Annotated in this window: 13 protein-coding genes; 12 read left to right on the forward strand and 1 reads right to left on the reverse strand. The window is 38.1% G+C overall.

From position 1 onward, the window contains the following. Positions 1–6 precede the first annotated feature (6 nt). From gpr to deoC, 12 genes are all read left to right on the forward strand, one after another. The gene (gene gpr / locus BN1243_RS02100; RefSeq protein ID WP_062104627.1) at positions 7–1,149 is read left to right on the forward strand and encodes a GPR endopeptidase; all 1,143 of its coding nucleotides are present in this window, start codon (positions 7–9) and stop codon (positions 1,147–1,149) included. A gap of 87 nt (positions 1,150–1,236) precedes the next feature. Then, positions 1,237–1,575 (forward strand): DUF3679 domain-containing protein, encoded by a 339-nt coding sequence (locus tag BN1243_RS02105; protein ID WP_062104628.1) that lies wholly within the window; start codon positions 1,237–1,239, stop codon positions 1,573–1,575. A 378-nt stretch (positions 1,576–1,953) separates the two neighbouring features. After that, a complete protein-coding gene (gene lepA, locus BN1243_RS02110; RefSeq protein WP_062104629.1) occupies positions 1,954–3,783 on the forward strand; it encodes a translation elongation factor 4 in 1,830 nt (609 codons plus the stop codon). A gap of 86 nt (positions 3,784–3,869) precedes the next feature. Continuing rightward, positions 3,870–5,000, forward strand: coding sequence for a radical SAM family heme chaperone HemW (hemW, locus tag BN1243_RS02115; RefSeq protein ID WP_062104630.1), 1,131 nt, complete (start codon positions 3,870–3,872; stop codon positions 4,998–5,000). 107 nt (positions 5,001–5,107) lie between these two features. Further along, entirely contained in the window at positions 5,108–6,133 is a 1,026-nt protein-coding gene (gene hrcA, locus BN1243_RS02120; protein WP_062104631.1) for a heat-inducible transcriptional repressor HrcA, read from the forward strand. Positions 6,134–6,324: 191 nt separating this feature from the next. Continuing rightward, the gene (gene grpE, locus BN1243_RS02125) at positions 6,325–6,912 is read left to right on the forward strand and encodes a nucleotide exchange factor GrpE (protein ID WP_062104632.1); all 588 of its coding nucleotides are present in this window, start codon (positions 6,325–6,327) and stop codon (positions 6,910–6,912) included. A 29-nt stretch (positions 6,913–6,941) separates the two neighbouring features. Further along, complete coding sequence (dnaK, locus tag BN1243_RS02130) at positions 6,942–8,777, forward strand: molecular chaperone DnaK (RefSeq protein ID WP_062104633.1); 1,836 nt, start codon at positions 6,942–6,944, stop codon at positions 8,775–8,777. Positions 8,778–8,903: 126 nt separating this feature from the next. Next, positions 8,904–10,028: a molecular chaperone DnaJ gene (gene dnaJ / locus BN1243_RS02135; RefSeq protein WP_062104634.1), complete on the forward strand. Its 1,125-nt coding sequence runs from the start codon at positions 8,904–8,906 to the stop codon at positions 10,026–10,028. Between the two features lie 23 nt (positions 10,029–10,051). Next, a complete protein-coding gene (gene prmA / locus BN1243_RS02140; RefSeq protein WP_062104635.1) occupies positions 10,052–10,990 on the forward strand; it encodes a 50S ribosomal protein L11 methyltransferase in 939 nt (312 codons plus the stop codon). A gap of 12 nt (positions 10,991–11,002) precedes the next feature. Continuing rightward, the gene (locus BN1243_RS02145) at positions 11,003–11,755 is read left to right on the forward strand and encodes a 16S rRNA (uracil(1498)-N(3))-methyltransferase (RefSeq protein ID WP_062104636.1); all 753 of its coding nucleotides are present in this window, start codon (positions 11,003–11,005) and stop codon (positions 11,753–11,755) included. Positions 11,756–11,761: 6 nt separating this feature from the next. Further along, entirely contained in the window at positions 11,762–13,114 is a 1,353-nt protein-coding gene (gene mtaB / locus BN1243_RS02150) for a tRNA (N(6)-L-threonylcarbamoyladenosine(37)-C(2))-methylthiotransferase MtaB (protein ID WP_062104637.1), read from the forward strand. A 118-nt stretch (positions 13,115–13,232) separates the two neighbouring features. Beyond that, positions 13,233–13,871 (forward strand): deoxyribose-phosphate aldolase, encoded by a 639-nt coding sequence (gene deoC / locus BN1243_RS02155; RefSeq protein WP_062104638.1) that lies wholly within the window; start codon positions 13,233–13,235, stop codon positions 13,869–13,871. Between the two features lie 15 nt (positions 13,872–13,886). Here the strand turns inward: deoC and BN1243_RS02160 are convergent, their stop codons facing one another. Then, complete coding sequence (locus BN1243_RS02160; RefSeq protein ID WP_062104639.1) at positions 13,887–14,816, reverse strand: Na/Pi symporter; 930 nt, start codon at positions 14,814–14,816, stop codon at positions 13,887–13,889. Positions 14,817–15,152: the final 336 nt, after the last annotated feature.

The raw sequence follows: 15,152 nt of genomic DNA on the forward strand, positions 1-15,152 counted from the left end.
GAATAGATGGGAGGGTTTTCCTTGGCTGGAAATGAACTGGATTTACAAAAATATTCGATCAGAACTGACCTTGCTAAAGAGGCGTTTGAGATGGCATTAGGTCAAGCTGATGTAGAAAAAAAAGAAAAGACAAAAAAGAGGGAAATTGAAGGGGTTATTGTTAAGGATAAGACCGAAGACGGTGTGAAAATTTCATTAGTAACGATTACTCCCGAGGGTGAAGAAAAGCTAGGGAGAAAGCAGGGTCATTATCTAACATTAGAAATGCAAGGAATTCGATCCCAAGATAGTGATATTCAACAAAGAGTGCAAAAAGTGTTCACAAAGGAATTTAGTGCGTTTTTATCAATGTTAAATCTGCCAAAAAACGCAAGTTGTCTTGTTGTAGGATTGGGGAATTGGAATGTTACACCTGATTCACTTGGTCCGGCTGTTTGTGAGAATTTAATCATTACAAGGCATTTATTTCAACTTGAATCTCATCAAGTTGAAGAAGGATATAGGCCAGTTAGTTCGATTACACCAGGAGTAATGGGACTAACGGGAATAGAAACAAGCGATATTATTTTTGGTGTTGTTGAAAAATCACAACCTGACTTCGTTATTGCTATTGATGCACTTGCGTCCCGTTCAATCGAAAGAGTAAATGCTACGATTCAAATATCAGATACAGGAATTCATCCGGGATCTGGCGTGGGCAATAAGCGTAAAGAATTAAGTAAAGAAACTCTTGGTGTACCTGTTATTTCTATTGGAGTTCCAACAGTCGTTGATGCTGTGACGATTACGAGTGATGCTATCGACTTTATCTTAAAACATTTTGGTAAGGAATTAAGGGATTCTAGCAAAGCTTCTAGATCACTTACACCAGCAGGAATGACATTTGGAGAAAAACGTAAATTAACTGATGAAGATATGCCTAGTGAAAGTGAGAGAAAAACCTTTTTAGGGATGCTTGGAGTATTAGAGGAAGATGAAAAGAGACATCTCATTCACGAAGTATTATCACCACTTGGACATAATTTAATGGTTACACCAAAAGAAGTTGATGTTTTTATTGAAGATATGGCGAATCTTTTGTCAACAGGTTTGAATGCTGCCTTACACTCAGCTGTAGACCAAGGGAATACAGGGTTTAAAACAAGGTAAGGGTACTCTTTTTTCCTTAACCAGTTCTAGCATTTGTCCTATCGACATAGCCTTTAATAGAGTAAATGATAGAAAGGTGTTGGAAAGATGAAAAAATTTATATTAAAAACCTTTTTACTTATCCTTACCTTATTTGTAGGTATATTAATTGGAATGAATAAAGCAAATCAAGGCATGATGGATATGAAGGGATATAATGATCAGTCTTTCCAAACACCTGTCACTGTACAAAAAACACCGGAAGGCGAAGTTCAAGCTGCCGTTTTAGGTAATGATTTACCACCGTTTAGTTTGGACGATAAAAAGGAAAAAATAGAAAAAGCAAAAGCCTTTAACTTTTTTTCGGAAGCAGGAAAGTTGTTAGCGGAGATCGTCACAACCATTTTTCAAACAATTATAGATTTTATTGCAAGCTTAATTCCATAATCAAGTAACCTAGGTGCTCTGTGCAGAGTGCCTTTTCTTATCACTTAAAAAGTCGTACGTCACTAAACGCCGCTTTCCGCTTTTCATTGTCTAGCTCCAAGCGGCAGTGACTAGCGAACTTTCCACTTCTTCCTACGATAAGTCAACATCGATTCGCCTTATCAGGCTCATCGTGTTTCCTATATCTCGGGCCGACAGGATGTTGGTCAGAACGGCGTTGCGCCAGGACGGCGCGTCTTTAGCTGTTCATCCTTATTATAATAAAAGTTCGTACGTCACTAAACGCCGCTTTCCGCTTTTCTATTTCCCTTTTGGTACCACTGCTGTTATAATTTACCCTAGCAACATGCGCCGATTAACAGGAGTTGAGAAAAAGAAATGAATCGTCAAGAAAGAATAAATAGGCAAGAGAAGATCCGTAATTTCTCTATTATTGCTCACATCGATCACGGAAAATCTACACTTGCGGATAGAATTTTAGAAAAAACTAAAGCTCTTACTGCTAGAGAAATGAAATCGCAATTGCTAGATTCGATGGATTTAGAGAGAGAACGCGGAATAACGATTAAATTAAATGCTGTTCAGTTGAAATACCATGCTAAAAATGGTGAGGATTATATTTTTCATCTTATTGATACACCAGGGCACGTCGATTTCACATACGAAGTATCTAGAAGCCTTGCAGCTTGTGAAGGAGCAATTTTAGTAGTTGATGCTGCGCAGGGAATTGAAGCTCAAACGCTAGCTAATGTCTACTTAGCTTTAGATAATGACTTGGAAATACTGCCTGTGATTAACAAAATTGATCTGCCGGCCGCTGACCCAGAACGGGTTAGACAAGAAGTTGAAGATGTGATTGGGCTTGATGCATCTGAAGCCGTACTGGCATCTGCTAAAGCCGGAATTGGCATCGAGGATATACTTGAGCAAATTGTCGAGAAGGTGCCAGCTCCAAAAGGTGATCCGGATGCACCTTTAAAAGCGCTGATTTTCGATTCAATTTATGATGCTTATCGAGGAGTAATCGCTTCTATTCGTATTGTTGATGGAACAGTCAAAGCCGGAGATAAAATTAAAATGATGGCGACAGGTAAAGAGTTTGAAGTGGTTGAAGTAGGAGTTCATGCTCCTAAGCCAGTCTTAGTTGATGAACTAACTGTTGGGGATGTTGGATTTTTGACCGCCTCCATAAAAAATGTTGGAGATACACGTGTAGGGGATACCATTACAAATGCGGAATTTCCTGCTAAAGAGCCGCTTCCAGGTTATAGAAAGCTAAATCCTATGGTGTTTTGTGGTCTTTACCCAATTGACTCCAATAAATTTAATGATCTACGCGAAGCCCTTGAAAAACTGGAATTAAATGACTCATCTCTTCAATATGAACCGGAAACATCCCAGGCCCTAGGCTTTGGTTTCCGTTGTGGATTTCTCGGATTACTTCATATGGAAATAATTCAAGAGCGAATAGAGAGAGAATTTAAAATTGATTTAATTACTACTGCGCCGAGTGTAGTCTACAAAGTTGAAATGACGGACGGTGCAGTTCTCAATGTCGATAACCCATCTAATATGCCAGACCCGCAAAAAATTGATCATGTTGAGGAACCGTATGTGAGGGCGTCAATGATGGTTCCCAATGACTATGTTGGTGCGGTAATGGAACTTTCCCAAGGTAAGAGAGGGAATTTCATTGATATGAAGTATTTAGATGACATTCGGGTCAATGTCATTTACGAAATCCCGCTCGCTGAAATTGTTTATGATTTTTTTGATCAATTAAAATCAAATACAAAGGGATATGCTTCTTTTGACTATGAGATGATTGGTTACAAGCCTTCTAAATTGGTGAAAATGGATATTTTGCTAAATGGAGAAAAGGTAGATGCTTTAAGTTTTATCGTCCACCGTGATTTCGCATACGAAAGAGGCAAATCCATTGTTGAAAAGTTGAAAGAACTTATTCCACGACAACAATTTGAAGTTCCAGTCCAAGCGGCGATAGGTCAAAAAATAGTCGCGCGCTCAACTATCAAATCAATGGGGAAAAATGTTTTAGCTAAATGCTATGGTGGAGATATCTCCAGAAAACGTAAACTATTGGAAAAACAAAAAGAAGGTAAAAAAAGAATGAAGCAAGTTGGATCGGTTGAGGTTCCTCAAGAAGCTTTTATGGCTGTCTTAAAAAGGGACGAATCAGGAAAATAAATGGATCGTAAAAGAAGGGGGAGGCCGAGGCCAGGTATGGACTTGCGCTAAGCTTCCTTTTTCTATGTAGATTAGAAGGTGTAATTATGAAAGCAGCATATATCCACATTCCGTTCTGTGAACATATTTGTTATTATTGTGATTTTAATAAATTTTTTCTAAAGGGTCAGCCAGTTGATGAGTATATTACATCACTGATTACGGAGTTTGAAATAGTACATGATCAATTGTCTTTAGAAGAACTAGAGACGATATTTGTCGGTGGAGGGACGCCCACAGCTTTGAACGAAAAACAGCTGGATGTTCTCTGTCGGGGAATAAGAGAACATTTGCCTTTCAATCAAGGAGAATTTACATTCGAAGCAAACCCAGGGGACCTAACGGAAGAAAAATTGAGTATCCTTGCTAACTATGGAGTGAATAGACTAAGTTTCGGTGTTCAATCTTTTAATAATGAACTTCTCGCTAAAATTGGCCGGTCACATCGTGTGCAAGATGTATATCGCTCCATAGAAACAGCACAGAAACTAGGCTTTAATAATATTAGTATTGATTTAATTTATGCCTTACCTGGACAAACAATCGGTGATTTTCAAGATACGCTTAAAAAGGCACTTGCTATGGATCTACCACATTACTCGGGATACTCATTAATTGTAGAACCGAAGACAGTTTTTTATAATTTAATGAGAAAAGGGAAATTAATACTGCCAGGACAAGATGCTGAGGCGAAAATGTATGAAGTATTAATGGAAACAATGGAGAATCACGGCTTGGCACAATATGAAATTAGTAATTTTTCAAAATCAGGATATGAAAGTCGTCATAATCTTGTTTATTGGAATAACGAGGAATATTTCGGATTTGGTGCAGGTGCCCATGGATATGTTAATGGTACAAGATACTCGAATGCCGGTCCTTTAAAAAAATATATAGAGCCTTTATTGACTGGGGAAAGACCGATCTTTGAAACAAATGAATTAACTAAGAAGGAAAAAATGGAAGAAGAAATGTTTCTTGGCTTAAGAAAAACAAAAGGTGTATCCATTAATCAATTTCAAGAAAAGTTCTTAATAAGTCCGCTGACTCTTTTTGAAGAATCGATTGGGGAAATGAAGGATAGAGGCTTATTATGTATTGATGGTGAAAATATTCGATTAACAAAAGCTGGACGATTTCTTGGGAATGAAGTTTTTCAATCATTTTTACTTTCATAAACAACTTAAATTGAAGTGAAAAACGTTGACATCATCTAATCATTTTGATACTTTTATTAATAGATTTAGCACTCAGTTGAACGGAGTGCTAACAGAGGTGATATGTGGTGTTATCAGATCGTCAACTACTTATATTACAGGTTATTATTGATGATTTTATTCGATCAGCACAACCCGTCGGCTCAAGAACATTATCAAAAAGGATTCCAATTTCGCTTAGCTCGGCAACGATCAGAAATGAAATGGCCGATCTAGAGGAGTGGGGGTTTATTGAGAAAACTCACTCATCGTCTGGTAGAGTACCTTCTGAAAAAGGATATCGATACTATGTGGATCATTTACTATCCCCTGAAGAGCTTAATATAAACGATATTAATAAGATTCATTCGATATTCAACGAAAGAATGTATGAGCTTGAAAATATAGCGCAAAAATCTGCCAAAATTCTTTCAGAACTGACTAACTATACGGCCATTTTGTTAGGTCCTGCTGTGAAAGAGAATCGCCTAAAGAGACTACAAATTGTACCTTTAAATGAAGATACGGCTGTTGCGATCATTATTACCGATACGGGTCATGTGGAGAACCGAATCTTTACTTTGCCTGATACGATTGCTTCAGGGGAAATAGAAAAATTAGTAAATATTTTAAATGACAAGCTGTCAGGTGTTCCAATTGCTGATTTGAAAAGTACTATCGATAAAGAAGTGGCATACCTACTTCAACGTAATATTGAACATTACGATTATCTATTTAGAATTTTATTAGATACAGTTGAGATTCCAGCAGGAGATCGATTGTTCTTCGGCGGTAAGATGAATATGCTTAACCATGCCGAATTTAATGATCTTAAAAAAGTTCGCTCTTTAATAGATATGATTGAAGCAGAAGATGGATTGTATGAGTTGTTTAAACATACACCACGAGGAATAAATGTCAAAATTGGAAAAGAAAATAAAAATTTAATGATGGAGGATTGTAGCCTCATTACTGCTACATACTCCATAGGTAGTGACGATGTTGGAACAATCGCTATATTGGGCCCTACAAGAATGGAATATTCTAGAGTGATCAGCCTGCTAGATGTTATTAGTAAAGACATTAGTTTAGTTTTAACGAATCTGTATCGTTAAATCGATAAAGGGCAATATTGAAGAAATCAGCCAATTTTCCGATTCGTTTTATTAATTGTTTATTAGTCGCTATCGCTTTTATTTAGCGCTCTAGCGACTAGTGAACTTTCCACATATCTACAACGATGAGTCAACATCAGTTCGCTTTGTACGTCGCGTACGCTTTTATTTTAAGGAGGTGAATGGTAATAATGAACGAAGAAATGAAAAAACATACTGAAGGTAATGAACAGACAGAAGAAGCGGTTGAAACCATTATTAGTGATGAGCTGGAAGTTGAAACCCAAGCAGATGCTCAGGGAACTGACAATCAGGAAGAAAATAAACCATCTGAACAATTGGATGAATTAAAGGCAAAATTAGATGAAGCTGAAAACCGTTATCTCCGTCTATATGCTGATTTTGAAAATTTCCGTCGACGTGCCCGATTAGATCAAGAGGCAGGCGAAAAATATAGAGCACAAAGTTTAATGACTAATCTATTGCCAGCGATTGATAATTTAGAACGTGCCATCGCGATAGAGCCTGAAAATGAGCAAACTAAGGCACTTCTTGAAGGGGTGAAAATGGTCTACCGTGCGGTGATCGACGCCCTCAAACAAGAAGGTGCAGAACAAATTGAGGCGGTTGGGGTGGAATTTGACCCGAATTTCCATCAGGCTGTTATGCAAATAGAAGACGAACAATACGGTTCGAACATTGTTATTGAAGAATTTCAAAAAGGATATAAATTGAAAGATCGTGTAATTCGACCATCTATGGTTAAAGTAAACCGTTAAACCTACATACTTTTAGGAGGTAAAGTGTTATGAGTAAAATTATTGGAATTGACCTTGGAACGACAAACTCATGTGTGTCAGTTCTTGAAGGTGGGGAACCAAAAGTTGTCCCAAATCCTGAGGGAAATAGAACAACACCTTCTGTCATCGCATTTAAAAATGGTGAGCGTCAAGTTGGAGAAGTAGCGAAGCGTCAGGCAATTACTAACCCGAATACTGTCATTTCAATTAAGCGTCATATGGGATCTGATTTTAAGGAAGAAGTTGAAGGGAAAGATTATACCCCTCAAGAATTATCAGCTATTATCCTTCAATATCTAAAATCATATGCTGAGGATTATCTTGGAGAAAAAGTAGATAAGGCTGTTATTACAGTACCTGCATATTTTAATGATGCTCAACGTCAAGCAACAAAGGATGCAGGGCTAATTGCTGGTTTAGAAGTAGAAAGAATTATTAACGAGCCTACTGCTGCGGCACTCGCATATGGTTTAGATAAAACTGACGAAGACCAAACTATTTTAGTTTATGACCTTGGTGGTGGAACATTTGATGTTTCCGTCATGGAACTAGGTGATGGCGTATTTGAAGTTTTAGCCACTGCTGGTGATAACCGTCTTGGTGGAGATGACTTTGACCAAGTTATTATTGATCATCTTGTAGAAGAATTTAAAAAAGAAAACGGCATTGACCTATCTAAAGATAAAATGGCGTTGCAACGTTTGAAAGATGCTGCTGAAAAAGCTAAAAAAGATCTTTCTGGTGTGACTTCTACACAAATTTCATTACCATTTATTACGGCTGGAGAAGCTGGGCCGTTGCATATGGAATTAACATTAACTAGAGCTAAATTTGAAGATTTATCTTCCGGCCTAGTCGAAAGAACAATGGGGCCAACTCGCCAAGCATTAAAAGATGCTGGGAAATCTCCGTCTGAAATAGATAAAGTTATTCTTGTTGGAGGTTCTACTAGAATTCCAGCAGTACAAGAAGCTATTCGTAAAGAGACTGGGAAAGAGCCACATAAAGGAGTAAATCCTGACGAAGTAGTAGCGATGGGTGCTGCCATTCAAGGTGGTGTATTAACTGGTGATGTTAAGGATGTTGTACTTCTTGACGTTACACCATTATCGCTCGGAATCGAAACGATGGGCGGCGTATTCACTAAGTTAATTGATCGTAATACTACTATTCCGACAGCAAAGTCTCAGGTGTTCTCAACAGCTGCAGATAACCAAACAGCTGTTGATATTCATGTTTTACAAGGTGAAAGACCAATGGCAGCTGATAATAAAACATTGGGTCGTTTCCAATTGTCGGATATTCCACCGGCTCCTCGTGGAATCCCACAAATTGAAGTTAAATTTGACATTGATAAAAACGGTATTGTGAACGTTAGTGCAAAAGATCTTGGTACTGGAAAAGAACAAAATATTACGATTAAGTCTTCTTCAGGATTATCTGATGATGAAGTTGATCGGATGGTTAGAGAAGCCGAAGAAAATGCAGAGGCAGATAAAAAGCGTAAGGAAGAAGTCGAAGTTAGAAATGAAGCAGATCAGTTGATCTTTACTACAGAAAAGACTCTCAAGGATCTTGAAGGTAAAGTTGATGAATCTGAAGTGAAAAAAGCAGAAGAAGCAAAAGATGCTTTAAAAGCTGCGATCGAGAAAAACGAATTTGAGGAAATTCGTGAGAAAAAGGATGCTTTACAAGAGATTGTTCAAAATTTGTCAGTTAAACTATACGAAGAAGCTGCGAAACAAGCACAGGCTCAGCAAGAAAATGGTGGCGCCGACGCAAACGATGACAATATTGTAGATGCGGAATATGAAGAAGTCAAAGATGAAGAAGACAAAAAATAATTGTTTTTTCTAAAAAAGTGCCAAAGCCTATTCTCCCGGCTTTGGCATTTTCCTTCTTGCGGTTCAATCTATATTTAATTTATGGTAAAATAAACGTTATGTGAAAAGATTCGGGAGTGTGTTTATATGAGTAAACGAGATTATTATGAAGTGCTGGGAGTAGAGAAAGATGCTTCCAAAGATGAAATAAAAAAAGCGTATCGTCGATTGTCAAAGAAATACCACCCTGACATAAACAAGGAAGCTGGAGCAGATGAGAAATTTAAAGAAATAACTGAAGCATATGAAATACTTAGTGATGATCAAAAAAGAGCTCAGTTCGACCAATTTGGCCATGAAGGACCACAAGGCTTTGGTGGTGGCGGTGGCGGCTTTGGCGGCGCAGACTTTGGCTTCGGAGGCTTTGAAGACATATTCAATACCTTTTTTGGTGGTGGCGGACGCCGAGATCCGAATGCGCCAAGACAAGGTGCCGATCTTCAATATACAATGAATTTATCTTTTGAAGATGCTGTTTTTGGCAAAGAAACGATTATTGAAATTCCACGGGAAGAAACATGTGATACTTGTAATGGAAATGGTGCTAAACCTGGTACTACACCTGAAACATGCCCTCATTGTAAAGGTAGCGGGCAGATGAATGTTGAACAAAACACTCCTTTTGGACGCATTGTAAACCGACGAGTTTGTCATCATTGTCATGGTACAGGTAAATTGATTAAAGAAAAATGCTCCACATGTGGTGGAGATGGTCAAGTGAAAAAACGGAAAAAGATCAAAATAAATATTCCAAAAGGTGTGGATGATGGACAGCAAATGCGCGTGTCTGGAGAAGGTGAACCTGGAGTCAATGGTGGTCCTTCTGGAGATTTATATGTCGTGTTTCAAGTTAAGGACCATGAATTCTTTGAACGTGATGGTGATGACATATATTGCGAAATGCCTCTTACCTTTGTTCAAGCTTCACTTGGTGATGAAATTGAAGTACCTACCTTATACGGTAAGGTTAAGTTAAAGATTCCGGCTGGAACTCAAACCGGTACAAAATTCCGTTTGCGCGGAAAAGGTGTGCAAAATGTACGGGGATATGGTATTGGAGATCAGCATGTTCTAGTGAAAATTATTACTCCAACGAAATTGTCCGAGCAACAAAAACAACTTCTCAGAGATTTTGCGGAAATTAGCGGTAAAGTTCCTGATGAACACCAAGAAAGTTTTTTTGATAAAGTTAAACGAGCGTTTAAAAGTTAAATAGAAGAACGAGGCGGTCTGCTATGAATTGGCTAGAAATAAGTATACACACATCTAATGAGGCTGTTGAGGCCATTGCTAATATCCTTCACGAATCTGGCGCAAGCGGTGTTGTGATTGAAGATCCGGCAGAACTAACAAAAGAACGGGAAAATCGCTTTGGAGAAATCGTTGAGCTGAATCCAGCTGACTTTCCTGAAGAAGGCGTAATAATCAAAGCGTATTTACCTGTTAATAGCTTTATTGGTGAAACAGTTGCATCGTTAAAACAAGAAATTACTGATCTTGTGAACTTTGGCATCGATATTGGTAAGAATAATGTAACGACCACAGAGGTGAAAGAAGAAGATTGGGCGACCGCTTGGAAGCAATATTATCATCCTGTCAAAATTTCAGACCGTTTTACGATTGTACCTACCTGGGAAAACTATAAACGCATTACAAGTGAAGAATTAATTATAGAATTGGATCCAGGTATGGCATTTGGGACTGGTACGCACCCAACTACTGTTATGTGTATTCAAGCGCTTGAAAGAACTGTTAGGGAAGACGATACAGTAGTAGATGTTGGAACGGGATCAGGCGTATTAAGTATAGCAAGTGCCTTAGTTGGTGCTCACAAAGTAATTGCGCTTGATTTAGATGAGGTAGCTGTAGAATCGGCAAAGGAAAATGTGCAAATTAATCAAGTAAATCATATTGTCGATGTTCGCCAAGGTGATTTGTTACATGGTATTAAGGGCAAAGCCGACGTAGTAGTCGCAAACATTTTGGCCGATGTGATTGTCGGTTTCACAGATGATGCAGCAACTGTTGTGAAGCAAGGAGGCTATTTTATTACATCAGGAATCATCCAACAAAAAAAGTTTGAGGTTAAAGATGCACTAGAGTCAGCAGGGTTTGAAATAGTAGAAACATTAGTGATGGAAGATTGGATAGCTTTTATCGCAAGAAGATTATAATGGGGTGTACCGATGCAGCGCTACTTTATAAATGAAAAATACAGCGGTCAAGAAAAAGTTATAATTTCTGGGGAAGATTATCACCATATCCTTCGAGTCATGAGAATGACAGAAGGAGATGAATTTTGGAGTGTATTTCTAAATTCGGAAACAGCATTAGTGAAAATAACTCAGATTACAGATTCTTCTGTTGAAGCAGAAATTATAAAGTGGGAAACTGTTGAAAAAGAACTTCCTGTTTTTGTAGCTGTAGCGAGCGGATTGCCTAAAGGAGATAAATTGGAGTGGATTATTCAAAAAGGAACCGAGCTAGGTGCATCTCAATTTATTCCCTTTAACGCTAAACGCTCCGTAGTGAAATGGGATCAAAAAAAGGCTGAGAAGAAAGTACTTCGATGGGAGAAAATTGCCAAAGAAGCAGCAGAACAAGCACACCGTCAAAAGACCCCTATTATCCAATCTCCTATTGAATTTAAGGAGTTAATTCAATTAGGTGAAAACTTTAATTGGAAAATTCTTGCTTATGAGGAAGCAGCAAAAACAGGAGAAGTTGGTAATTTCTCGAAAATTCTTCAAAGAGTCCAACCTTCCGAAAAAATATTATTTGTGTTTGGTCCAGAAGGCGGGATTAGTGACCATGAAAAGGGCTTATTAGAAGAACATGGCTTTCAAATATGCGGACTTGGACCTAGAATTTTAAGAACGGAAACAGCACCTCTTTATGCACTTGCTGCTGTTTCCTACCATTTTGAATTAATGAGGTGAATTGTGATGTCAAGTGTTGCTTTCCATACATTAGGATGTAAAGTAAACCATTATGAAACAGAAGCTATATGGCAATTATTTAAAAATAAAGGATATGACCGAGTCGATTTTGAAAGTATCGCGGATGTCTATGTCATTAATACATGTACAGTTACAAACACTGGGGATAAAAAAAGCCGCCAGGTTATTCGTCGAGCTGTTCGAAAAAATCCAGATGCGGTTATTTGTGTAACAGGTTGTTATGCACAAACCTCTCCTGCTGAAATTATGGCCATTCCAGGGGTAGATGTAGTTGTAGGTACGCAGGATAGGGTAAAAATGTTGGACTACATTGAACAATATAAGCAAGAGAGACAACCGATCAATGGAGTCGGCAATATAATGAAAAATCGCGTGTATGAAGAATTAGATGTTCCTGCTTTCACAGACCGGACTCGGGCCTCCTTAAAAATTCAAGAAGGCTGTAATAACTTTTGTACGTTTTGTATTATTCCATGGGCACGTGGTTTGATGCGTTCTCGTGATCCAAAGGAAGTTATTCGTCAAGCTCAGCAACTTGTTGATGCAGGATATAAGGAAATAGTTTTAACAGGAATTCATACTGGCGGATATGGCGAGGATTTGAAAGACTATAATCTAGCCGCTCTATTACGTGATCTTGAAGCCCAAGTTAAGGGACTTAAAAGAATTCGTATATCATCTATAGAAGCTAGCCAGTTAACGGATGAAGTGATTGATGTGATTGAGAATTCGAAATTAGTTGTCCGTCATTTACATATTCCAATTCAATCAGGCTCCAATACTGTCCTAAAAAGAATGCGTAGAAAGTATACAATGGAATTCTTTGCTGAACGGATAATAAAACTTAAAAAAGCTTTACCAGGTTTAGCGATAACATCTGATGTCATTGTGGGGTTCCCTGGAGAAACAGAAGAAGAATTTATGGAGACTTATAATTTTATTAAAGAACATAAATTCTCTGAGTTACACGTATTTCCTTATTCTAAGCGAACTGGTACACCTGCAGCGAGAATGACAGATCAAATTGATGAAGATATAAAGAACGATCGTGTCCATCGCTTAATTTCATTATCAGACCAACTTGCTAAAGAGTATGCATCGCAATTTGAAGATGAGATCCTTGAAGTGATTCCGGAAGAGGCATACAAGGAAAATCCAAATTCTGGTTTATATGAAGGATTTACGGATAATTATTTAAAAGTTGTTTTTCCGGCAACTGAAGACATGGTTGGAAAGTTGGTAAAAGTAAAAATATCGCAAGCAGGCTATCCGTATAATGAGGGGAAATTTGTTCGTGTAATGGATAATGTAGAAGAAACTAATTCGATGGCTATGTGATTGTGGAAAGCTATCTCGCTTTTGAGGTAGCTTTTTTTATCCGGAATCAAACATCTTGTTGCAACCCTTTTGTGACCCACCAATTTCACTTAATAATATATTTGAAAGGAGAAAGGCCATGATAGCAAACATGATCGATCATACATTGTTAAAACCAGATGCAAATAAAGATGAAATAAAGGAATTATGTGAAGAAGCTAAGAAATACGGATTCGCATCAGTATGTGTCAATCCAACCTGGGTTAGTTATGCAAGTATATTACTGAAGAGCTCAGACGTTAAAGTCTGTACTGTAGTCGGATTTCCTCTTGGTGCAAGCACGGCCGAAACGAAAGCTTTTGAAACTGATAATGCAATTAAAGCAGGCGCTACAGAAATAGATATGGTGTTGAATATTGGTGCGCTGAAAAGTAATGACTATGAATATGTAGAGCAGGACATAAGTGCTGTTTGCACAGCGGCAAAAGGAAGAGCCATTGTTAAGGTAATCATTGAGACAAGTCTTCTAACAAATGATGAAAAACAGAAAGCCTGTGAGTTAGCTAAAAAAGCAGGTGCAGATTATGTGAAGACATCTACAGGCTTTTCAGGTGGCGGTGCAACTGTTGAAGATATTAAACTAATGCGGTATACGGTCGGTCCAGAACTCGGTGTTAAAGCATCTGGTGGTGTTAAAAGTAGGATTGACGCAGAAAATTTGATTGAAGCTGGTGCTACCAGAATTGGGACGAGTTCAGGTGTTGCAATTATTAATTAATCAATGAGTTTTTAATTAATAATTTTTTTTACCATGCATCCAAATTACGAATTTGCCGAACTGTTGGGCAATTGGTAAAACCAAAATAGAACAAATGACATTATATATAACACTCGCATGTGCTAGCTGGGTTTCAGGAGAATAGGTCAGTGTCATGCTCACATTGGCCAATACATTAATTAAAGGCAAAAATAGCAAGGCTCCAGCTAAGTTTAACCAAATATGTGCAAAAGCTGTCAGTCTTGCCTCGTTTCCTGCTCCGATGCTGGCAAAAAGGGCGGTTGCACATGTTCCAAGGTTAGCCCCCAACATGATAGCTAAACCTGTCTCTAACGGAAAAGTTCCCGTTGCTAAAAAGCTCATTGATATTCCTGTTACAACTGTGCTCGATTGAATAAGTGCAGTTAGTAAAGTTCCAGCAAGAAAGGAAAAGATAGTGCTATTCCCCATTAAACTAATTAGATTATCAATAGCCGAAACATTTTCCAAGGAGCTAGCTAGCCACTCGAAGCCGTTCATTGATGTGAAAATAATCCCAATTCCTAATAGAATAAAGCCAGCGCTTTTTACTTTGGCATTCTTTAGAAATTGAAAGATTAGTCCTATGGCTAGTACCGGCAGAATGATTTTCGATAAATCGAATGTGAAGAATTCTAATGTAATGGTCGTTCCAATATTAGTACCTAAAATAATGCCAATTGTTTGTGGGAACGTCAGAATACGTGCTGAAACGAGCCCTACAGCAATAACAGTTACTGCAGAGCTACTTTGGAGGACAGCTGTCATAGCAATTCCTGCTAACATTCCCTTAAAAGGTGAGTTTGTCACTTTTTTCAGCCAATCTTCCATCGCACTTCCAGAAAGATTAAATAGCCCGATTCTCATCCAAGTCATACCGAGTAAAAATAAAAGTGCCAGAATAATGAAAATAGCAACGTGAAGCATGTCCATCCTCCTTTTTACATCTTATGGTCGAAGATTTGCTGACATGCCAGAAAGTTCGAATTGTATTAGATAGACTCTCGGAATATAGAGGCGTAAATTTGCTGAGTTTCCAAAAGATTACTGGGAAATGAGCATTATTGAAGATTTGGTATTTGTTTTCAAAACCTTTTCAAAAAAAGACATGCCAAAGAAGCGTCTCATATTTATTTATTTTTTTAATAGGTTGTTTTTGTAAACATTGTTGCTTACCAGGACAGTGCTTGGTTGATTTCCGCTACAGTTGCTCGCTTTCCGCGGGGCGGGCGGTGAGCCTCCTCGGCGTAAACGCCTGTGGGG

Source organism: Bacillus niameyensis, from assembly GCF_001375535.1.
Lineage (GTDB): Bacteria > Bacillota > Bacilli > Bacillales > Bacillaceae_C > Lederbergia > Lederbergia niameyensis.